Source organism: Thermogladius sp. 4427co, assembly GCF_051933805.1.
Lineage (GTDB): Archaea > Thermoproteota > Thermoprotei_A > Sulfolobales > Desulfurococcaceae > Thermogladius.
On the sequence record NZ_CP196893.1, the window covers coordinates 858299 to 879949 of the forward strand.

Consider the following 21651-nt stretch of genomic DNA (forward strand, 5'->3'; position numbering starts at 1 on the left):
CGCATAACTACTCCGCCGGCTGCTCCTGAAAACTCTATCCACTGACTGTTTCTTGAAGGATGTTTACAAGTCTGTTTAGAACGCTTTTTACTGTAGTAGTTAGTCTTAGGAAAATTAAGTTTATTTGTGGGGATAAATATAAGAGAAGACAGCGGTGGTATATTGGACAGGGTTAAAGCCCTGGAAAGGCTTAAGAGGAAGCTTACGGTCGAGAACCTTTGGCTTTACGTCACCAAGGTTCTCATCGATAACCCCAACCCGTTGAGAGCATACGATATTCGTAGATTGATCAAAGAGAAGTACGGGATAAGCCCTCCAGCAATCACAGTCTATACGGTTATCTATAGGATGACTAGAGAAGGATTGTTAACCAGGGTTAGCAGCGGCGACCAGACGTTTTATAGAGTGAGTGAGAAAGGTATCGAGACATTTAAACTCGGCCTGGGGTTTATTGAACAAGTATTAAATCTTCTGAAGGGTGAGAGCTGATGATAAAGACTGTTATAATAGGGCAGGGCATGGCGGCTTCGTATCTTGAAGTAGGGTTAGAGAGGCTAAAGAGGAACGAAATACCTGACTATGGTGTCCCTTTGAGGAATTGGATACCGGTGAAATACGATGAAATCGAAATAGTAGGCTCTTATGACGTGGATGAGAGAAAAATAGGTAAAACAGCTTACGAGCTAGCAAGAGAATTCTTCGACTCTTCGGTAATACCGGGTAAACTAAAGGAGATCCAGGTTAGGCGCGGTATCCACATGGGGAGTCTGAAAGGCCTGCCCTACAAAGCTAAGGGGTTGGAAGAGAAGCTTGGCTTTGATAAGGCTGTGGAAACACTTATCGAAGAGTGGAAGAGCCTTGGTGCTGAGGTATTTGTAAACGTGATCACAACGGAACCAGCTGAGCCTATTGGGAGCTTCGACGAATTGATGGCGAGGGTTAGGGAGGGCTATTTATCAGCATCCCAAGCATACGCTTACGCGGTCGCCCGGTACGCGAAGGAGGTAAAGCCTTCTGTATTCATCAACGCTATACCGTCCCCGATCGCGAACGATGCAGCCTTCATACAATTGTATGAAGCAAGTAACGCTATAGTATTCGGGGATGATGCGGCAACAGGAGCAACTCCTCTAACAGCCGACCTCCTGGAGCACCTCTACCAGAGGAATAGGAGGGTACTAGGGATAGCCCAATTCAATATAGGTGGTAACACGGACTTCCTGGCTTTAACAGAGCCTGAGAGGAATATTATGAAGAAGAAGACTAAGAGCAGTATGGTCTCCGATATCCTAGGCTATGAAGCACCTAATTACATAAGGCCTACGGGTTATCTTGAACCATTGGGTGATAAAAAGTTTGTCGCGATGATAATAGAGTATAGTAGTTTCGGGGATTTCAAAGACGAGATATATGTCATTATGAGGGTAAACGATAAGCCGGCTATAGTAGGAGTATTGATAGACATGATAAGACTCGCCAAGATCGCCTTGGAGAAGAAAAAGTATGGGACGGTATACGAGGTCAATGCGTTCTATACGAAGAAACCGGGGCCGCCGGGAGCCAAAGCTATATCGAAAGTTAAAGCGTTTTACAGGCTACTGGATTGGTTAGGGCTAAAAGATCCAAGAGACTAGATATTAGGGATAGGGTGTCTTAATGCGTATCGTCCTAATCGGGCCTCCCGGAGCAGGGAAAGGAACCTTCTCCGAGTATTTCACAAGGAAATACTGTATCCCGCATATAAGTACCGGTGACATTTTCAGGGCTGAAGTAGCTAAAGGGACGGAGCTAGGGAGGAAGGTTAAAGAGTACCTTGATAGAGGTGAACTCGTCCCAGATGATATAGTAATAGAAGTAGTTAAAAAGAGGCTTTCAGAACCAGACGCGCAGAAAGGCTTCATATTAGACGGGTTCCCGAGGACTATAAACCAAGCTGTTGAATTAGAGAAGTTTACTAAGATAGATGCGGCAATCCATATCTATATCAGTGAAGAAGAAGCTGTCAAGAGATTGAGTAATAGGTATGTATGCCCTGTCTGCGGAAGAGTGTATAATCTAACGTATAACCCCCCGAAAAACGATTTAACATGTGATTACGATGGTGCTAAACTAGTTAGGAGAAGTGATGACGAACCAGAAGTAATTAGGAGGAGGTATCAAGTATACTACCAGACCTTTAACCCAATTATCCAGTACTACAGGGATGCCAGATTGCTTATAGAAGTAGACAACACTATTGGGAGCGATAGGAGCATTCCCCTCCTAGAGAAGATACTTGTCGAGAAGGGTATTCTAAAACTAAAGCCTTGCCTATAGCAAGGAAGCTGGTCAAACTTGATTCTACGCTTAGTATATAATAACCCAGTTTTCCAACGTGTTGAGGAATTAAGAACCCGCTCTCTACAGGCTTATTTATCAGAGCACTCAGGCGGAAATAGTTTTCACGTGGAAATATATAGGGTGGGTTTCAAAGGGCTATTAGTACAACCGGTTGGCGAGGGGGGAGTACTACTCGTCGAGAGAGGTAGGAAAGTTAAAATTAGGAGGGGGTTCACAAAATACTGCATCTGGCATTCGGCAGATATAAGGGAGAAAGATGACCCTCTTACAAGGACTTACTGCACGCGGGAATCAGAGACTGTTCATGGTTTCTGTCGTACACACCAGAACACGCCTAGAGCGATCTACCATCTATGCTTCGTCACTGGAGGAGATAGATCTCTGGAATACTGCCGCATGCTTGATAAATTAGTTGGAGAAGCCTCGTATATTTCATACATGGTAGTATTCGGCAATAGGATTAAGGTAGGATCTACGAGGAAATGGAGGTTTATTGAGAGAATTAGCGAGCAGCCCCATACCTTGGCAGTCGTCCTCAGGGAATTTACGAATTCCTCTAGTGCGAGAGGCTATGAGTTAAAGATGAGTAGGCTTTTTAATTTCTCCGAACATCTCAAAATCTCCTTCAGGGATCTTAAGAAACAGGATCCTGCGAGGGACGCGTCCTTATTGTCGTCTTATTTGAAGAAGATTCAGCCGACCACTATTGGGGAAACACGCACTGGCTTTATACGTATAGAGCCCGACGATCCCAGGCTATTGGAGGCAGCTGTAGAAAGTAGGCTGGAGGAAGTAGTTGATTCCAGGCTAGAAGTAGATGGGTTTTACGCTGGCTACATATTATTCTACGATATAGATAACAATAATTATATCGCTGTAAAAGCTTCTCAAATACTACACACAGATAGCATAGTCTTGGTGGATTAATGAAGAAAGAGCTTAAACAAGCTCTCATACTACTTAACAAGCTTCTCGAAGATGAAGAGAGCTTCTTTAGCATGGAGTATTTAAACAGCGAGGGTAGGAAGCTTTTCGAAGAAGCTGCTAGAATAATACTCGCTGTTGCACCGTTTATGAAAAAGAGAATTGTTAAAACTAGGAAGAAGGCAGACATCTATACTATTAGGGTATTAAGAGACGACCTACGCGACTTGTTAAACAAGGTTGAAGGAGAATAATGCCTCAGGCTTTTAGAAAGTATTACTTGCTCGTTTTCAAATCGGGGATGCAGCTCCCACAGTATTTGGTAAAGATTTCGTGATTGAAACGTTTATAGCAGTCCGGCCGGTCATTTTTCAGAGGGATCATGAAATCTGAAGGGAGTTTTCCATATCGTATTTCCACCTCGCTGATCTCCTCGAACAGATATTTTATAGCTGAGACTAGGCTCGCGATCTCGTTTTTATCACGTCCATACACCATAGCTATAACTTCGTTGCTATTAGTATTCATAACACCAATTACTCTATTACATGATGACAAAAATTTTAGTAATCCTTCTTTCTTCTCGGATCTTACTCTAATAAGCGCGGCCTCGTTGCCAAGTACCTTAGAGGAGAATAAGGGTTTGAAGTCTACGAGCCCTTTACTAACTAGCCTCCTAACCCTATTCCTTATAGAGGCAGGGCTTAATCCGGTTATTTTAGATATAGCGGATATGTTTGCTCTAGTGAAACGAATCAGGCATGATACAAAAATCCTACCATCATTGTATTTTTCTTCGCTCATAAGCAAAACCTAGTAATATCGTTGTTCATACGGTTTTATATACTTGATATATCCATAATTAATTATCATACGTGTCTAGTCAATGGTATAGTAGCTATGAGTGTTAAGAAAGCTTATAAGCTACTTGTAGATTCAGGATATCTGATAGAGAAAGAAAGAGAAGTAAAGCTACTCCTAGCTTGTTTAATAGCCAGGGGACATGCCCTAATAGAAGGGGTTCCCGGAGTAGCGAAGACGACAATTGCTAAATCGATTGCTAGATCGTTATCACTAGACTTCAAAAGAGTTCAGATGACGCCCGACCTCCTCCCAATGGATATATTAGGCTATAAAATCTACGACCAAAGGGCTGGAGAGTTAAAATTTGTGAAAGGCCCTATTTTCACAAACATACTTCTAGCAGACGAGATAAACAGGGCATCGCCTAGAACGCAATCCGCCCTACTTGAAGCAATGCAAGAGAGGCAGGTTACAATCGAGGGTGAGACGTATAAATTAGAAGAACCGTTCATGGTCCTCGCTACTCAGAACCCTGTTGAAATGGAAGGCGTATTCCCTTTGCCCGAAGCGCAGCTTGATAGATTTCTTTTGAAAATTGAAACAGGGTATCCATCTACTAAAGGGTTTGTTGAAATGCTTAGGAGAATAGATGAGATTGAAGCCTGGGTGGAGAGTCTTAAACCTGTCGTTACTAGGGAGGAAGTTCTAGAGGATATTAAGAGAGTAAAAGATGTTAGAGTTGACGAATCAATATACCAATACATAGCCTCGATTATAGAAGAGACAAGGAAGCATCAAGCTGTAAGACTAGGAGGTTCTCCTAGATCTGGTATTGCTGTCGTAAGGATGTCTAAAGCACTCGCTTACCTAGAAGGAAGAGACTATGTTATCCCAGACGATGTAAAACAAGTCCTTGTACCAACGCTAGCGCATAGGCTCATATTGAAACCAGAGTTTGAAATAGAAGGTATAACACCATCTAGAGTTATTGAAGATATCTTGAGGAAGGTTCCGGTGCCTAAACCGTGAGATGCGGTTTTCCATACCTATTGGCCATTTTATTGTTTCTAACCCTGTTATCATACTCCCCACTAGCGTATTCCGAAGACATAGTTAGTTTGAGACATACACCTGGTTTCACTGGTTCTAGCACCGATTACATATTGGATGAAATCATTAACGCGCTTAGAAACGGTAATCTAACAGCTGGCCAAGCAGCTGAAGCTTACAATATATTGAGTTCGCTCGCTAATCAAACAGCCACGAGTACTAGCTCGCCGAGTACTGGGATATCGGTAAATGAAACTACTAGAGCTCTCTCCGAATACTTCTACCTTGCATCAGGTAATTACTCTGCTAGCGACCTTCTGAACGCTATAAACATGATCAATAATTCTGCTATACGTGATATTCTAAGCAAACTATTAACAAGCGGAAACGTGTCGAGGTCTGACATAGAGAAAGCATCTAGTTTTATAAACCAATTATTGCTGAACGGAGAGATATCTCAAGAAGATTACATGCTAGCTTTAAAACTGCTATCAGCGATAGCAGGCTACTACGGATATAGCGATTTGTCTAAAGAATTAGATAATAAAGCTATGAATACAGCTCTAGAACTCCTAATGTCTATTAGAGACCAGCTATCTAATACGGGCAAGAGTTTAAACTTCTCTATAAGCGGAAACACAGGGTTTGGGACAGCTGGTCATCCCCAATTTATACTACCGTCATTAATGTATATCCGGAGCTCACTATCTAGAGCTATAGGTTTATACCTCGCAATATTCTCGGCGGCTCTTATGGCGCTAATCCTTCTATATTATGCTAGAGGAGTGATATCTTCGAAAATATCAGGCTACTTGGTGAGCAGGAGGTTATCTAATATTGTTGAAAGAGCAAGGATTTGGGGCGACGCGGTCCTATACTACTGGAGGAGCGTTGAGGAAATAGAGAAAATAGCTAGAATAGACTTCTCCCCTTATGAGACTCATAGGGAGTTTCTGAAGAAAGTAGAGCGTCGTTTAGGCAATGTTTACAATATATTCAGCAGGCTCACAGAAATATATGAGATTAGGAGATATGCGGGCTTAAAGAATTCAGAGCTCGATGAGGAAGCTAGGAGGTTATATGGTGAATTACGTGGAAAAACATAGATTGTTAATTCAGATACTACGGCATGTAGTAGCCCTAGTACTAGTCCTCCCGTTGATAAATATTAATATAATCATCCCGTCGGCGAGGATGGCTGGGTTAAGCCTATTAGAACCCATTCTCCAGGCTGCGGTGTTAATCCTATCTGTAGCAACAATAGTCACGGTAATGCCTCAGTTATACGCTATAGCTCTTATACTATCGATTCTCATCAATCCACACGACTTTAAACTTATGGTACTAGGGGTTGCTGGATTTCTCGCTCTCTCGTTTCTGGATACCTTCTTCTCGCTATACAACTTAAACCAGTGGGGATGGACATATTATGGAGCCAAGAAATTCCTTAAATCTATTATACAGCTGCTCCTTACTCTCTCAGCATTCTTAATCGTCTCGCTAGGGGCAGCAGGTCTTGCTACAGCGTATTTTAACAGCATGACAAATATTTATACTAGTTTTCTATCGGGTATTATATCCTCAAGCCTGCTGTATAAGATTCTTCTTCTAACTTTCCTAACAATTTACATGCTATTTGTTGTAAGAGAGTTTTTTACAATATTTATTCTCTACGCGAAGCCTAATCCGCATCTAGCGATCCAAGTCCTAGGCGATACCGGTGATATAGATATCGTGTTCTCTCCTGTACTAGGCTCTCTGAAAACCATGGTCGTAGCCAGCTTGTTCTCGCCTCTTATATACCAGCCTGTCTACAACATTGTTAGCCCGGTACTATCGAGGTATGTTTCATTCCTAGGCGAGTATTCAAGCATTGTATTAAGCCTGGCTTTAGCATTATTCGTTTGGATCCTGTCTGTAATAGCGATCTACAGGCTAGATAGGCTTTTCCTAGATTCGCCTCTACAATTATTGTATCCTTCTCTAATCCTACTATCCCTAATGTATTCTGGAGGAGTTTACTACGCTTATATCCAGTACCGTGACCTGGTGAAATCACTGATAGCCCCTGATTTTACGACATGGTCGATAAACGCTGTAGACGCGTATAAAAACTACTACCTAACTTTTTATAGTATTATCGAAATCCTGCCTAGGCTGATGGGTGTGGCTCCTTGAGGGTTGTAAGGTTCGCTATATATTTAGCTGTAGGACTGGCCTTAATAATCTTCTCTGTCATAATGCTATTATTAAGCATTGGCTATATGCAGTCCGGGCTGATCGCTACAAGCCTCCTCTCGGCTCTAATAGGTTTCACACTATTATCTAGCGGGATATATGTCCTCAGGCTATCGGCCTACGTATTTGCCGTCGAAAAGGGGTATCGTGTTGATAGAGAGAAAACTCAGTGAGAAAAGCCTTGTCTCACTCTTCATACTAGGATTGCTAGTATTAATAGCCTTAATAGGTGCTGCGGAGAAAAACCCTCCTGGACTAGGAGTATATGTAGGCGCATCTCCTCTGAATAACGGATATATCGGTACTTCGAGCCTGGTAACTATGCTCGAGGGATTCGGTAAGGTATATGTAGTGACTGATCTAAACTCCTTAAATAATATACCGGGGCAGGAATACTGCTTGTTTATCGATATATCGCCTGAACAACCCTATAGTGTCAGCGACGCTAGGTTAGTTGCACAATTCTTGGCTAGATGCAGTCATCCGTATATCATTATCGCTGACGAAAACAGTACTTCGAATTATATTCTAGGATCTCTGGGTATTGATGCGAGGATTATGGAGACCACGGTCTTCAATATAACGGTTCAGCCAGGGCTAGGCGAAGAAGTCGTCTATATACCTGCTACTAAAGAGTTTATTCCACCACATCCTGTAGCTAGCATTACCATAGGAAACAAAACCTTCGCTCTAACACTAGATATAGCTTCCTATATTACCGCAGGACGCGGTGTTCAAATTCTAGGGAATTATAGCGTTGGGAATAGAACGTATATAGCAGCTGTCAGGTCGGAGGGTCGTGTGTCATATGATAATGTTAGCAAAACCGTTATAGCATATATTTTCTCGGATGGATCCATATTCCTCAACCAGGTAATCGAATATAATGCTTCCTACAGGGAATTTGCTACAACATTACTACGCCAGGTCTGTCAGCAGAATTGTATGATAGTAGTAGATAATAGCAGGTATAGGCTCATCTCTTTGTCAAGTATCAGGAACCCGCTTATACTCATACCAACTTATCTATCGGTTAGCGAACTGCTTGGATTGATGATAGCGAACATAATCCACCCATCTACATGGCTCCCTGTGGTTGTTAAGTATACTAATGACTTATTATCGGAAGTAGTATCGTCTAAATACCTCGGTAGTCTAGTAGCTTCCATCATAGCTCTAATAGCCCTACTAGCCCTGGCTAGGACGGAGAGGCCGGTTAGAGATAAGCCTTTGCAAGAAGTCGTAACAGCCGAGGTAGGTTATGCTAGGGATATTAGAGACGCTATATTGAGTGGTAGGCTAAAGCTTAGTAGTGAAGACTTTAAGAAGCTCTACGAAATCGTAGATAATATAATGCTTTCAACTTACGGTAGAAGCCTGAGGGATCCAACGCTAGAGAGAATCCTATCAGCTGTTGTAGAGAGCAGGAGAGCTAGGAAATATCTGAACTCTATGAACAGGCTCTATAGTAGATCTACAGGAGCGAGCATGTGGCCTATAGTTTTATCATGGAATCGTACAACGAGAAAGTATCTGAGAGAGACGGAGGAGATTCTCAGCAGGATAGGTTACAGTTTGCTGAAAATGGAGGTTTTAACAAAGATTACGCGAGGATAGTTGAATGGAGGAAACACTTATCTCTCCTACACCTAGGGCGGTTTTCGCGTATTTAATAGCACTCGTTTTCATCGTCCTGGGAATTATTTACAACAATATCTACACGACTGGGCTAGGTGTGGTGTTTGCGGCGCTAGTTTTCGGGTTCAAAACCTACGTAGCCTATATAGCTTCAAGTCTAGGCAATGTTGAGATAAAATTTGAATACGACATGCCTATCGACAGCAGGGATTTCGAAATCAGGATGATAGTCCAGAACCCGGCTAGGCTTCCGCTAGCTTTCATAGAATACAATATCCAACACTCTCCTTACATCAAATTCGCGAAAGGGGCTACTAGGGGATTCCTCGTCGTACCCGGGAAAGGCTCTGTTATCGTGAGATTAATATGCTCTGGTAGAGTAGGTAGTTTTAGAGTAGGCCCTGTCGAATTTGTTGCCCGAGACGTATTCGGCTTATATAGAAGTATTGTTTTCACGAGAAACATATTCGTTGACATTAAGATACCGCCTAGTTACTCGCCGGCAATAGTTAGAAGACTGCTAGCATACGCTCGATCTTTGGGGTTATCGAGGATACGGCAACATGGTTATGGGGTAGAGTTCCATAGCCTTAGGGAGTATAGGCCGGGCGACGAGCCCAAGTTCATAGAATGGAGGAAAAGCATTAGGTATGGAAGCCTTGTTACAAAGTTAATGGAGAAAGAATCGCAGAATAACGTGTATATCCTATTGGACGCATCTAATGTAATGCTTACAGGGCCTTACGGTAAAACAATTTTCGAGCACATGGCTAGATCGCTAGCATCAGTCGTAGCGTATTTAGCTGTTAGAGGGGATAATATAGGCTTTGTCATATTCGGCTACAGTAATATTCTCGCTTCAAACGGCCTCTATAGAGGTCATATCGCTCGGGCAGAATTCCTCAGGGCTGTTTCGAGTATAGATTATGAAAAAGCTATTGCCGATAGAAGCAAATCCTTGGAGCAAGCTAGAGACGTCTTGCTTAGGAACCTCAGAAGGGAGCGGAATATTATTTTCATAACCACAGTTATCGATTCCAAAGAATACTTCGAGGCGGTGTCGAAACTATCAGAAGAGCTAAGGAATATGGGTAACATAGTTTACGTAGTCAACCCTGTAGCAACCTCATACGATGTTCAGGGGCTCCCTCCATGGGCTCGTGGTTATTACATGTTGAAAACATTCGACCTTGCAACTAAGCAAACAGAATTTTCTAAGGCTCTTAGAATGAGGGGGATTGCGTCGATAACAGTTACCTCGGTCGACGCACCTTTTAAAATAGCCCAGAAGATCGAGCAGTACAGGTTAAAATAATCGTTAAACTAGGACCGTGAGAAACCTGGTAATGTTTTTAAATTTTATACGTAATTCAATTTATTGACCTCTATCCCTATATTGGCTGGTGGGTTTAATGGTCGATATAAGCAGGCTTAAAGAAGAATCCTTTAGACTCCTTGAGAAATTAACAAGTGTCCATGCTCCGAGCGGTTTTGAATCAAATCTTCATAATATCGTAGTAGAAGAGTTAGAGAAATCTGCGGACAGAATCTGGATCGACTCGCTAGGGAATGTGATAGCGTTAAAGAAGGGTTCGAGATCGGGAGCTAGTATTATGCTAGCAGCTCACATGGATGAGATCGGGCTGTTTATCTCATATATTGAAGACGATGGGTTCCTGAGGGTTACGCCGATAGGCGGAGTCCTAGAGAGGACATTACTCCACCAGAGGGTTATCGTCCTGACCCGAACCGGTAAGGTATTGAGAGGCGTTATAGGTCTGAAACCACCGCATGTTGTAAAGCCCGAGGAAGCACAGAAAATACCAGAGATGAAGGAATTGTTTATAGATATTGGGGCCTCATCTAAGGAGGAGGTTGAGAAGATGGGGGTTAGAATAGGTGATGTTGCCGTATTCGATAGGAGTATTGAGAGACTTGCAGGCGATAGGGTCACTGGGAAAGCATTCGACGACAGGGCGGGCTTAGCTGTCATGATCAGAGCATTTCAGTTGATCGAGAATAACGAAGCCGACGTGTACGCCGTAGCAACTGTACAAGAAGAAGTTGGTTTAAAAGGCGCTAGGACAGCGGCTTACGCAATATCCCCTAATGCAGCTTTAGCGTTAGATGTCACGATAGCAAGCGATTTCCCAGGTGTGGCTAAAAGCGAGCAGTTCACTAGACTCGGCAAAGGGCCGGCGATTAAAATAGCTGATGGGAGGAATGCTTCAGGACTTATCACACACCCCGAGATACTGAATTTCCTCGTTAAGATAGCTGATGAAGAGAAGATACCGTACCAACTCGAAATCATACCTGGAGGGACAACAGATGCTTCCATAATAGCATTAAATAAAGAAGGTGTTCCGTCGGGCGTAATATCTATACCGGCCAGGTATATTCATTCGCCGACAGAGGTGGTTGATTTAAACGATGTAGCATACTCTATAGTCTTAACCAAACGTTTCGCTGAGAAAGCGAGCGTCGAATGGCTTAGCAGTCTCAAGATGAAGATTATAAAGTAGAATTATGTTAATAACCTATTCCAAATATGGTTTTCAGTGCTTGAATCCCTAATTCTACCACAGCTAGCACTATAATAAAAGCCCCTAGCACTCCAAGGTTCACGCTTAAGACAGCTTTCCTAGCATCCATCCCGATTATATGCGCGATTATAGACCCAGTCCACGCCCCTGTCCCAGGCAGGGGTATCGCTACAAATACAGCTAGGCCTATGAAACTAAGCTTCTCATACCCCTTCAACCTGCTCTTAGCGTAGTCGACTACTCGCGTGTATATTTTCGATAATATGCCGGCTCTACCCTTGTTTATTACCGTTTTCTCTATCAGTCTTAGTACGTATATAACGACAGGGGCGATAACCATATTCCCTGCTAGGGCGACGGCTAGCGCGATAATATACATGTCCGTCCTAGAACCGAACAATATGTAGGCTAGCGGGATCGCACCCCTTACTTCCGTCACCGGCATGAAAGCTACGATGAAAACATATATCAAGCCGGCAATGTCGCTTGCCATAACACCACCAAGATTTTTAATTACGGGGCTGATTTTAAAAATAGGTTGGTCATATGAAATGCTATATATATGCTTCATTATTCACAGCCCTCCTGCTAGCTGTTGTAGTAATTGCTTTGAGCGTAGAATGGTTTAGTTTCTACTCGAACGCTCTCAGCGACCTCGGCAGGATGGAAAACGGCTATATAGCGGTAGCATTCAACGGTGTCGTAGCCTCGAGCGGTATTGTAATGATACTATTTTCCCAGACCAAATTATTGAGGCTCGAGCGTTTTAAGAGGGTTTTAATCGGGTTAGCGGGATTCTTCCTGAATCTCATAGGCGTCTATCCGGAGGACTATCATAGTATACACTTCTACGTGTCCGTGGTATTCTTCCTGCTCCTAATAGTATACATACTCTTGCACGCAGCATGGAGATCGTTGAAAGGTTATATCCTATCAGGGCTTTTAATAGTGAGTCTTGCCCTCTGGATAGCTCATTTCACAGTGAGATATCCCCCTGGGGCAGCGATTCCAGAACTCTTCACACTAGTCTCAGCTCTGGCTACCATAACGCTCGACTCGCAATACTACTGCGCCTACAGGCGGTAGTCGTAGCCTAGGAGGAAAGTGTTCTCTACGAAGACTCTTTTCAACCCATTCCTCCTAGCTATTTCAACAGCTTTGAGAGCATGGTGCCAGCTTGTTGTAGGAAGATCGGTTAGGCGGAAATCAGGGTGGAAGCCTAGGAAGACGTATGGTATCTCATTATTCAAATCCGCTATGAACCTGGTCATATTATCGATCTCATACTCATCTATATAGCCCGGAACTAGGAGTGTTGAGATAACGAGCAATGGTGGATCCTTCCTCTCGTTGAAGCGTTTAGCAACCCTTCTGATATTCTCCCTGATCAACTCGACCAGCTCGGGTCTGATACCGGTTAGAGCAGAGTATACTTCGGGACTCCAGGCTTTAAAATCGATCTTTACAATACCCCCTGTTTCGAGAGATAGTTCAACGGCTTTATCTAATAACATAGGATTCCACAAGCCATTGGTCTCCCAGCACACCCTGAAAACTTTGAGCCCTAACTCCTTCGCTCTCTCAACCATTTTCCTAGCAGCTTGAATCAAAGTTGTTGAAAATACCGAAGGGTCTCCCCCGAAGAAACAGACGCACGTAGTCTTATGGTTCACCGAGTCTACTAAGTCGGAGACTCTTAGTACTGGCTTCTTCCTAACAGTGATCAGATGGTGCTCCCAGTTCTGGCAGTACAAGCAGTTTAGGTTGCACGCTCCAACGAAGACAGCTATATTATAGTACCCTTTTTCACCATCTGTTTTCAACGCGTATCTCGGATAGCCTATTCCTTTAGCAGCTGGGCATACTTCTACAGCTACGCAATTAGTAGGGTGTGGGTCGTAGTAGTAGAATCCTAGTATCTCATCCGGACCTATAGGGCTTCTTACTACACCTCCCAGGGAATATCTTATCCCGCAATAACCAGGTGTAGGCCCTAGGTGGCACCCACGTCCACAGATAACGCATTTAACCCCTTCTTCTAATTCTACGGTGGGCTTGCCGAGCTCGCCTCTTATCTTAGAGTGGACTTCTAGAACCCTGGCAAGAGCCTCTCGATTGCTTCTAATACAATCTACACATGCGCCAATAGTGTCGGATACTGTTACAGCAGTCCTACCGCAGTAACGACACCTACCCATCTCCACCCACTAGAAGACTTTGCGATTACACCGGATTAAACAAACCGGTCCAGCTAGCGGTATCTAGTTTAGGGCATATTTTATACCTGTGGAGAAGAAACTCATATACGAGGTCTTTATCACAACCCCTACAAGAGCCTCTCACATATAGCGAGGCCCTATGTACCTTCACAAGCCTTGGTTCAAAACCGTGCTCCCTCAAGAAAGCATATACCTCTCCTTCCTCAGGCTTTATCAGATCCCTGCTGCTCACACCATACAAGGTCATTCTCCAGCATGCTAAGCCGTGGGTATATAGATTCGCCATGCAAGCTGACGGGAAGAATAACAGACCTATTTTTCCAGCGTACTCCCGGATAGCTTGCTTAATATCCTCAGTGTATATATCGTACTGGATACCCTCTTTCATTTTCTCCAATGGAACTCTCGACCTTCTCAATATCTCTCTTATATTCAAGCCGGCTTCGGAAAGCTCCCTAATAATTCTCTTAGTGACTCTTAGCGTTCCTGCCACTACACCAATAGCCCCGTGTTCTCTAGCATGTTCCAGGATTTCTCTATAATCCCTCTCGGTAACCCCCGGCATGATCGGCCTGATAAAAACAAATGGTTTTAAACCAGCTTCTCGAAGGTTCCGGATTGTTTCAAACCTTTTCTCGGGGCTGGGAGCATATGGTTCGAGCTCTCGCCACATACTCAATGTTGTTATCGAAACGAGCGGGGAGATCAGCCCTCTGCTCAAGAAGGCTAGTTTCGACGAATCGCCCCTACTGATATAGGACTTTGTAGAGAACTGTGTGGGATTACCTAGGTACTCGTAGATTACCTGAATATACTCGAAAGCCTTCTCTCTAGCGACAGGATGGAAGGGCTCTGATACACTCCCTATGGCTAGGTATGTTCCGTGAATAGTTGGTATGAAGTATTTATTGGATAAGAGAGCATACGCTAGCTGTAACCCGCTCAAAGGATAAGGTTTAGCAATCTCGTTGAAACCCATATCGTAAATATAGCAGTACCTACACCTCATGGGGCAGCCAATTGAAGTATGGATTGTTAGACCGCAGGGTCTAGGCTTACGTCTAGCATGGAAGTCGTTTAGAGCCTCATACTTCTCTCTATCGCTCAGCCTACTACCTATTAGGTTTAAGAGTTTCTCTTTTTCCTTCAAAAGGATGTCTATATCGATTAATCCCATTAGAGTTCCTCGCGAGTCAAAAACCGGCTACAACCTTTATCGTTTGATCAGATCCCTCTAAGTATTTCCAGGTCTTTAACATCCATCCTCCAGCCCATCGAGCCTAGTATCTCCTTCACGTGTTCAATCTTCTCTGCTTTAGGTATCGGTATTACATTACCCTGGCTTATCAGATAGTTTAAAGCTACCTGGATAGGAGTCTTCCCGTATTTGTCAGCTACCTGCTTGACAACAGGGTGTCCTGCTACAGCACCTCTCTCCAGAGGGGTATATGCCTGGATCGCGATATTGTTTCTACGGCAGTAGTCGAGCATCTCGTTTTCTACCTCGGACTTATGTAGGATACTATAGTGTAACTGGACAGCAACTATCCTCTCCCTGGCGAGAGAGTGTATAGCCTTGTCTAATTCGTATACGTTGAAATTGCTTACGCCAATATACCTTGTCAAGCCTTCTTTTGCCAGTATTTCAAAATTTCTAACCTGCTCTTCAATACTGAGATTCCTATTAGGCCAGTGTATAAGGTAGAGGTCGACGTAGTCAACCCCCAGCCTTTTTAAAGCTGCTCTACCCGCTTTAAGAACCAGGTCTTTATCGATCAGCCTGTCGGGCAGTATCTTAGTTGTTATAAATATATTATCGCGGCCAACCGCGTGGACCAGCCGTCCAACAAATTCTTCAGCTCTTCCACTATCATACATTTCAGCAGTATCAATATTGTTGATACCGTTTGTCAAAGCATATAGATAGGCGTTATAAGCTTGGTCGTAGTTTCTAATAGCCCAGGTTCCTAGACCAATCGCAGAAACCTTATCATCTCCTATAATCTTCCATTCCACGGACATAGAACCACCCGGTCGAAGCCGCCGGCGGGACTTGAACCCGCGACCACCGGCTACCCGGGCCTTGGTAATCAAGGGGCTTACAAGGCCGGCGCTCTACCGGGCTGAGCTACGGCGGCATCTATCATAAATTCAGAATAGGATAGAGTCTTATAAATTTCAATATATTCTATCCCCGGGTATTAGAAAGCAATTCTACAGCCTTCTTGATATTAGCAAGTTTCTGGATGGCTATACTATAAGCCTCCTCTCTAGAACCAGAAGGAGATGCTAAGCCTCCGAAACCGCAGTCTGCCGATACCAGGTCGATCCTGCCGCCTACTCTATCATAAACCTGTTTCAATAGGCTTAGGATCTCGTTAACTTCTTCGATAACAGGTTTCTTACTACTAGCTACGCCCGGTGCTAGCACCTTATCTTTTAATATTCTAGAGGAGATAACATCTATGTTCTCGGGTGTATCGTGGAATTCGAAATTCAGGATCTGGATATATGGGTTCGAAGACAGTATCTCGACGAGTCTCGGGCTAATCCTCCCGCATACGTGTATCCCGTGTACACCGCCTAGCCCTTTGAACGATGTTGATACAATATCTATCAATTCCTCCTCGCTCCACCCGAAGAGTATTCTCCTAGAACCTACTAATACGCCGAGAACTGGTTCGTCGATGAACAAATAACTATATCCTGTTTTTTCCATGTAGCGGAGGATCGAATTAACGTAGTAAGCGAAGAATTCAACAACCGGTTTACTGCTCACACCTGTCGCCTCCAGACCACCCGACTCCCTTAGATAGACTTTACTAGCTAGTGTGAAAGGTCCTGTAACAGGAGCCCTTAGGTCTCTAACCCCTAGGCTCCTAGCGTGTTCTGCAAAGAATTCTGCCTCGGGAATCTTATCGTTGAACTCCATTATTCTGTTTTCCATGGGTTTTTCAGCGTAGTAGTTCTCATTCTTTTTCCCAACTACACCCTCCCTGATCAGGTATTCCATGTAGATATCTACGAAGTTTCTCAATTGTGGGTAGGGTGGTACATCAATACCTATCATGCGCAAATCGTGTGCTATACGTCTAATGTTCTCAATAGAATATTCGAGGGGAAAGCTACCGACGTGGCTAGTCCTCAATCTAGGCCACCCTAACACTAATATAGCTAAATGGTGTGCATTATAATTTAATAAAGCTATAGCGTGATGGTCTAGAAACATGCTTCTCGATACGATTAATAAATGCCTTGTCGAGCTAAATAAAGAGTGTGTTCTCAGCAACGTAGTTAAGGCTTTGAACGAAGGCATCCCAGCCTCACAGATAGTTTTGGATGCTATGAGTAGGGCTATGGAGGAAATAGGTAGACTGTACGAGAACGGCGACTATTTTATAGCAGAACTTATCGAAGCTGCTAGTATTTTCAAGGAGGCTATGAAGATCCTCGAGCCTAAACTAAGAGAAGAGGGTTCAAGGGAGAAAGCTTTCAAAAGAGCTAGGATAGTCCTAGGTACTGTCAAGGGGGATGTCCACGATATCGGTAAGACTCTTGTCGCAATAATGCTTCAGGCGGCTGGGCATGAAGTCATAGACCTTGGTGTTGATGTCCCTGCGGAGAAATTCGTTGAAGCAGTCGAGAAGTATAAGCCGGATGTACTAGGGATGAGCGCGCTCCTGACGACTACTGCGAGGTATATGAGGGTTGTAATCGAGGAACTTGAGAAAAAAGGCTTGAGACAGAAGGTTAAAATTGTTGTAGGAGGAGCTGCTACAACCCCCCAGTTCGCGCGCGAGATAGGGGCTGATGGTTGGGCTCCTAACGCTATTGAAGCAGTTAAATTGATCGAGTCGCTAATTAGCTAGTGTCCCCTAGGTCTATTAGCAGGTGGGGGAATGGTCGAGATAAAAGTGTATATAGGGGACAAGGTGCTCAAAGGCTCTGCAGGGGATAACCTAGGGGATATTCTAGCTAGAGAAAGGCTGATACCACTACCATGCGGTGGGAGAGGGATTTGCGGACTATGCCGTATTAGGATTATAGAAGGAGAGGTCTCACCCCCTTCTAAATACGAGAGAATGTTCGGATACACTGGATCGATCAGGCTGGCTTGCCAGACCCGGGTCTACTCGGATGTGAAAATAGAGTTAATGCCAGGGATCTCGAAGCCTGTAAAGCGTGAGACTCTAGATATTACTCCTCGTGTGCTCAACCCGTTACTTAAATCTCTTGGAGAAGGATTTATTGAAATACCCGGGTATAGGCTGGGAGTCAAAACTATAGCCGGGAGGTTTCTGCTAGTAGATATTGGGACTACTAAGACGGCTTACCAGGTGGTTAAATATGATGGGAGCACCCTATACGAAGATGCTGTCTTCACCCCTCTGATGGAGTACGGCTCCGATATTATAACTAGATTGACTAAAGCCTTGGAGAAAGACTCTGTAAGGGAGGAGATGAGTTCGAGGCTTAGAGACCTCGTCAAGGATATTGCTACTAGACATGGAGCTGAAGCAGCCCTCGTAGCCGGTAATAGCGTAATGGAATCAATCTTCTTCAACCTCCCGCTGGAGAGTCTAGCAGAGTACCCTTTTAACCCGCCTGTTAAAGGCCCGGTGGCGACATATATCGGAGACATGCCTGTAATAGGTCTACCTATGATCGAAGGGTTTCTCGGCGGGGATGCCTATGCTGACCTAATAGCTTCGCTTGAGCTGAACCTGGATACACCATATCTCCTAATTGACCTAGGTACATGTGCCGAGGTATTCATTGTGGATAGTGGTGTGATATATGCTACGAGCACACCGAGCGGTCCAGCATTTGAAACAGGAATAACTAGGGGATCTATGATATTTCAAGGGGGCGTATACGATATTCGGCTGGTAAAGATCGAATCAGGGAAACCGGTTTTCGAGTACAAGTACTATGGTCAGCCGTCGGGGATTCTAGGCCCGGCTCTTATAACCCTTCTCTCAGAGCTTAAGAGGCATGGCATAATAGATGTCACAGGAAGGATCATCAAGAATCTAGCGAGTATTCATGGCGGTGTGAAAGCAATCCCGATAGACGAGTCGGAAGGTTTGTATATAACGCAGACAGATATAAGGGAGCTCCAGAAAGCTATCGCAGCTGTTAAATCAGCTATCCGTGTATTGCTTAGAGAGGCAGGGTTAGCTAGCAATGATTTAAAGAATGTGATTGTAGCAGGTAATTTCGGCGCAAATTTGAAAATAAGCGATGCGATAGAGGTCGGCCTACTACCCTCAGTAGATGAAGATAAGGTATTGCCTGTAGGGAATATGGTTCTCCCAGGGCTGAAAGTCTCGTTAATGAACGGTGATTATATCGTTAATTATAGGGAGGTAGAGGGAAAGATTAAGTTTATCGACCTTCCGAGAACCAAGAACTATATGGAGATATGGGCTGATAGTTTAAAACTTACCTCTTTGTAAAAGACTGCTGCACTCTTCTAAGCAGGGTCTTTGAAGGATGTGTTCCTTCTATCCTTACCCCTCTCCTTCTCAGCCCATAGCCTAGCATAGAATCGATCATCGCTACAACTGGGGCAACATATTTTACTCTTGAGACAGGACCGTACATGATAAAATCGGCTCCAACCATCCTGAGAAATGCCGCAGCCCCGCCATGTATACCGATCATTTCCTCTATACTGAACCTATCCTTACTAACATTACCTAAGGCATTTGCTGGAGCACTCCCAGCAGGAAGCTTGAAATCCCTCCTTATCTGATATATTGCTTCCCCGCTCAGGTATATTGAAGAAGGGTCTAGGACTACAGTATCTACTAGTATGTTCTTAGCCTTTGCTCTAGAAGCCGTGTCTAACAACTTCCTCAATATCATAACCCTATTAGAGGGCTCGATTGAAGAATACGGGTCTTTAGGATCAAACGCCATGAGAACTACGTTTTCAATCCCGCTTTCGGCTAGAGCGTTTAACTCGTTCTCACCGCTATCAACATATAGTCCGTTAGCGATGGCTATACGGTTTAAACCATAATCCTTTGTCTTGAGATAAGCCTTTGCCCTGATATCAGAGTCCGGGCTGTCAATGAAAAGTGGCACATCTAATTCTCCTGCGAAAGTAATTATTTCATCTAATAGCTCGGGCGATGGAATTATCAGGTCTATTGCGAAAACAAGCCCGTATGTTTCACAGATTTTCTTCGCTTCTTCGATTTTTTCTCTAGCACTATTCTTATCTATCCCGCTCGTAGTAAGAAGCTTGTCTCCTAAATAGAATATTGAGCCTACAAGCCATGTCGGGCACTCGCCTAACTGCCCCCCTATGCAATTAGTTCCAATATAATATTTTGCTGCCTCGCTAAATAACAGGCTCACCACGCCCCAGTGTACGCTATTAAAATAAACTTCATTGTGCATCCCACTTTATAAACACTTAATGGATTACTAAGATTACAACCTGATGTATTAAAAATGTTTTGTCTCCTGGGTGGTTGATTGGAGTTAATAATTGAGTTGCCAAGCTTTACTAAGAAAAATGTCGATAAAGTAGTTGGGAAAATTGTTGGTAAAAACATTGATGTGTTCATACCAGAAAACCCGGCGGGCAAGCCAGCTCTACTAGCAATATCTACCGGGGTTTATTTGAGAGTAGCGTATAATGTCGGGGTTTACGCAAGTATTCGGCTAAACGATATAAACCTTCTACACGCCTACTCCTCGGCTTTGACAGCTAGCGAATTCGGGTTTCGGGGACTAACGATTCTAAAAGGTGATAAACCGGAGTTCGGGAAAGTAGTTGACGAGGATTCCGAAGAAACGCTTTCATTCATTAAGAATAGGATTAAGAATATCAGGCTCGGTCTTATTGTAAGCTTAAGATACGGCCTTGATAAAATAAAGCAACGTATTTCTAAGAGACCTGACTATATAATGGTAATACATTTCGGGCCTGGAAGAATGGGGGATCTCAAGCTGGTTGCCGATACGGCTAGAGACTTCGGTGTTAAAACATACCCTTTCCTGCTATTAGGGCTAGAGAAGAGCAAGGGATTATTTGAAGAACTAGGCCAGGCTTATTTCCAGCCATCTGATATTAGACAAGTATGTGGAAGCCTTGGGAGTATTGTCGACGGGGTGATTATTTCATCGCCTCTAGATCTTTCAAGAGCCGTAGACCTTGTGCTACAAGAGTGTATTTAGCCTCCTGAAACAGGCGGTAGAACGATTATTTCATCGTTCTCTCTCAATTTAACATTGGCCCCCCTGTTTACTGGGATGCCGTTTATTAATATTATTAATTCATCTTTTGAATACAGTTCACTGAGGAGAGGGTGCTTTGTAATCAGGTAGTTTATTACCTGCGATAATTCATTAAACTCCTTGTATTCCTCACTAACGCCTACTTTATCTCTAAGCCATAGGAGGTATTTGATTAAAGGCACTATTCACCCTCTTTAGATTTTTCCTCCTCAAGTCTTTTCTCAAAAAGCTTCTTCAGTTCTTCATCGCTCATACTCCTATAAGGTTCCGCTAAAATATCCCTCAACTCTTTATGTTTAATAAAGTAGTATATTGAGTAGCTGCATATCGGTTCGACCAGATATCCGTTCTTCCTAGCCATCTCTATCGCATAGTCCATTAGCATACCAGCTATACCCTTACCTCTGTGCTGGGGAGGCGTATAGGTTTCAAGGAGTTTCATGATATTGTTTTCAACTTTATATCTGATAAAAGCCTTTGAATTATCAGGTAGAACCGTGTATATAACAGTACTAGTATGTTTTACCTCCATTCTATACACCCTGTTACCAATTGTTTTCTAATTACCAGTCGGCTCTAATTAAAGTTTAGTTATGAATCTAGCTTACAACGATTCCGTGAATTTTTACAAACATGCT

General features: G+C 43.6%; 25 protein-coding genes and 1 tRNA gene. 16 read left to right on the plus strand and 10 right to left on the minus strand.

Features of this window, described 5'->3' with window-relative positions; translation table 11 throughout:
- Positions 1-126 precede the first annotated feature (126 nt).
- The 5 genes from ACSU1N_RS04930 to ACSU1N_RS04950 all read left to right on the plus strand — a co-directional run bounded on the left by ACSU1N_RS04930 (position 127) and on the right by ACSU1N_RS04950 (position 3518).
- Positions 127-489: a PadR family transcriptional regulator gene (locus tag ACSU1N_RS04930; RefSeq protein ID WP_440059133.1), complete on the plus strand. Its 363-nt coding sequence runs from the start codon at positions 127-129 to the stop codon at positions 487-489.
- Positions 489-1634: an inositol-3-phosphate synthase gene (locus tag ACSU1N_RS04935; RefSeq protein WP_440059134.1), complete on the plus strand. Its 1146-nt coding sequence runs from the start codon at positions 489-491 to the stop codon at positions 1632-1634. Before ACSU1N_RS04930 ends, ACSU1N_RS04935 begins: the two co-directional genes overlap by 1 nt.
- Before the next feature lie 22 nt (positions 1635-1656).
- Positions 1657-2316, plus strand: coding sequence for an adenylate kinase (locus tag ACSU1N_RS04940; RefSeq protein WP_440059135.1), 660 nt, complete (start codon positions 1657-1659; stop codon positions 2314-2316).
- Positions 2317-2445: 129 nt separating this feature from the next.
- A complete protein-coding gene (locus ACSU1N_RS04945; RefSeq protein WP_440059136.1) occupies positions 2446-3267 on the plus strand; it encodes a hypothetical protein in 822 nt (273 codons plus the stop codon).
- Positions 3267-3518 (plus strand): hypothetical protein, encoded by a 252-nt coding sequence (locus ACSU1N_RS04950; protein ID WP_440059137.1) that lies wholly within the window; start codon positions 3267-3269, stop codon positions 3516-3518. The genes ACSU1N_RS04945 and ACSU1N_RS04950 overlap by 1 nt, the downstream gene beginning before the upstream one ends.
- Positions 3519-3540: 22 nt before the next feature.
- Here ACSU1N_RS04950 and ACSU1N_RS04955 read toward each other — a convergent pair whose 3' ends face one another.
- Positions 3541-4068 carry a winged helix-turn-helix transcriptional regulator gene (locus ACSU1N_RS04955; RefSeq protein ID WP_440059138.1) on the minus strand — a complete coding sequence of 176 codons (528 nt, stop codon included), beginning with the start codon at positions 4066-4068 and terminating at the stop codon, positions 3541-3543.
- Positions 4069-4164: 96 nt separating this feature from the next.
- Between ACSU1N_RS04955 and ACSU1N_RS04960 the strand changes: the two genes are divergently transcribed.
- The 7 genes from ACSU1N_RS04960 (at position 4165) to ACSU1N_RS04990 (ending at position 11519) form a co-directional block, all read left to right on the plus strand.
- The gene (locus ACSU1N_RS04960) at positions 4165-5097 is read left to right on the plus strand and encodes an AAA family ATPase (RefSeq protein ID WP_440059139.1); all 933 of its coding nucleotides are present in this window, start codon (positions 4165-4167) and stop codon (positions 5095-5097) included.
- A gap of 89 nt (positions 5098-5186) precedes the next feature.
- On the plus strand, positions 5187-6224 hold the full coding sequence (locus ACSU1N_RS04965; protein ID WP_440059140.1) for a DUF4129 domain-containing protein: 1038 nt from the start codon (positions 5187-5189) through the stop codon (positions 6222-6224).
- A gap of 1 nt (position 6225) precedes the next feature.
- Complete coding sequence (locus ACSU1N_RS04970; RefSeq protein WP_440059141.1) at positions 6226-7296, plus strand: hypothetical protein; 1071 nt, start codon at positions 6226-6228, stop codon at positions 7294-7296.
- Complete coding sequence (locus ACSU1N_RS04975) at positions 7293-7529, plus strand: hypothetical protein (RefSeq protein WP_440059142.1); 237 nt, start codon at positions 7293-7295, stop codon at positions 7527-7529. Before ACSU1N_RS04970 ends, ACSU1N_RS04975 begins: the two co-directional genes overlap by 4 nt.
- Entirely contained in the window at positions 7507-8973 is a 1467-nt protein-coding gene (locus ACSU1N_RS04980; protein WP_440059143.1) for a hypothetical protein, read from the plus strand. The genes ACSU1N_RS04975 and ACSU1N_RS04980 overlap by 23 nt, the downstream gene beginning before the upstream one ends.
- A gap of 4 nt (positions 8974-8977) precedes the next feature.
- On the plus strand, positions 8978-10309 hold the full coding sequence (locus ACSU1N_RS04985) for a DUF58 domain-containing protein (RefSeq protein WP_440059144.1): 1332 nt from the start codon (positions 8978-8980) through the stop codon (positions 10307-10309).
- A gap of 97 nt (positions 10310-10406) precedes the next feature.
- Positions 10407-11519 (plus strand): M42 family metallopeptidase, encoded by a 1113-nt coding sequence (locus ACSU1N_RS04990; protein ID WP_440059145.1) that lies wholly within the window; start codon positions 10407-10409, stop codon positions 11517-11519.
- Positions 11520-11526: 7 nt separating this feature from the next.
- On the opposite strand, the gene ACSU1N_RS04995 is transcribed toward ACSU1N_RS04990, so the two are convergent.
- Entirely contained in the window at positions 11527-12033 is a 507-nt protein-coding gene (locus tag ACSU1N_RS04995; protein WP_440059146.1) for a COG2426 family protein, read from the minus strand.
- A gap of 53 nt (positions 12034-12086) precedes the next feature.
- Between ACSU1N_RS04995 and ACSU1N_RS05000 the strand changes: the two genes are divergently transcribed.
- Positions 12087-12626, plus strand: a complete 540-nt coding sequence (locus ACSU1N_RS05000) for a DUF998 domain-containing protein (protein ID WP_440059147.1) — start codon at positions 12087-12089, stop codon at positions 12624-12626.
- Here the strand turns inward: ACSU1N_RS05000 and ACSU1N_RS05005 are convergent.
- The 5 genes from ACSU1N_RS05005 to ACSU1N_RS05025 form a co-directional block, all read right to left on the minus strand.
- Positions 12614-13738, minus strand: coding sequence for a radical SAM protein (locus tag ACSU1N_RS05005; protein ID WP_440059148.1), 1125 nt, complete (start codon positions 13736-13738; stop codon positions 12614-12616). The two genes, ACSU1N_RS05000 and ACSU1N_RS05005, sit on opposite strands and share 13 nt — an antisense overlap.
- Before the next feature lie 25 nt (positions 13739-13763).
- On the minus strand, positions 13764-14936 hold the full coding sequence (locus tag ACSU1N_RS05010; protein WP_440059149.1) for a radical SAM protein: 1173 nt from the start codon (positions 14934-14936) through the stop codon (positions 13764-13766).
- Between the two features lie 47 nt (positions 14937-14983).
- Complete coding sequence (locus tag ACSU1N_RS05015) at positions 14984-15781, minus strand: aldo/keto reductase (RefSeq protein WP_440059150.1); 798 nt, start codon at positions 15779-15781, stop codon at positions 14984-14986.
- Between the two features lie 16 nt (positions 15782-15797).
- Positions 15798-15897: transfer RNA gene (locus ACSU1N_RS05020), tRNA-Thr, on the minus strand.
- Between the two features lie 50 nt (positions 15898-15947).
- A complete protein-coding gene (locus ACSU1N_RS05025; RefSeq protein ID WP_440059151.1) occupies positions 15948-16907 on the minus strand; it encodes a methionine synthase in 960 nt (319 codons plus the stop codon).
- Between the two features lie 79 nt (positions 16908-16986).
- Here ACSU1N_RS05025 and ACSU1N_RS05030 point away from each other — a divergent pair, with 79 nt between their 5' ends.
- Both ACSU1N_RS05030 and ACSU1N_RS05035 read left to right on the plus strand, forming a co-directional pair.
- Positions 16987-17628, plus strand: a complete 642-nt coding sequence (locus ACSU1N_RS05030; RefSeq protein ID WP_440059152.1) for a cobalamin B12-binding domain-containing protein — start codon at positions 16987-16989, stop codon at positions 17626-17628.
- A 30-nt stretch (positions 17629-17658) separates the two neighbouring features.
- Positions 17659-19218 (plus strand): ASKHA domain-containing protein, encoded by a 1560-nt coding sequence (locus ACSU1N_RS05035; RefSeq protein WP_440059153.1) that lies wholly within the window; start codon positions 17659-17661, stop codon positions 19216-19218.
- On the opposite strand, the gene ACSU1N_RS05040 is transcribed toward ACSU1N_RS05035, so the two are convergent.
- Complete coding sequence (locus ACSU1N_RS05040) at positions 19205-20128, minus strand: tetrahydromethanopterin S-methyltransferase subunit H (RefSeq protein WP_440059154.1); 924 nt, start codon at positions 20126-20128, stop codon at positions 19205-19207. The two genes, ACSU1N_RS05035 and ACSU1N_RS05040, sit on opposite strands and share 14 nt — an antisense overlap.
- 120 nt (positions 20129-20248) lie before the next feature.
- Between ACSU1N_RS05040 and ACSU1N_RS05045 the strand changes: the two genes are divergently transcribed.
- Positions 20249-20953 carry a hypothetical protein gene (locus ACSU1N_RS05045; protein ID WP_440059155.1) on the plus strand — a complete coding sequence of 235 codons (705 nt, stop codon included), beginning with the start codon at positions 20249-20251 and terminating at the stop codon, positions 20951-20953.
- Here ACSU1N_RS05045 and ACSU1N_RS05050 read toward each other — a convergent pair.
- The gene (locus ACSU1N_RS05050) at positions 20950-21195 is read right to left on the minus strand and encodes a MoaD/ThiS family protein (protein ID WP_440059156.1); all 246 of its coding nucleotides are present in this window, start codon (positions 21193-21195) and stop codon (positions 20950-20952) included. The two genes, ACSU1N_RS05045 and ACSU1N_RS05050, sit on opposite strands and share 4 nt — an antisense overlap.
- A complete protein-coding gene (locus ACSU1N_RS05055) occupies positions 21195-21545 on the minus strand; it encodes a GNAT family N-acetyltransferase (RefSeq protein ID WP_440059157.1) in 351 nt (116 codons plus the stop codon). The genes ACSU1N_RS05050 and ACSU1N_RS05055 overlap by 1 nt, the downstream gene beginning before the upstream one ends.
- Between the last annotated feature and the right edge of the window lie 106 nt (positions 21546-21651).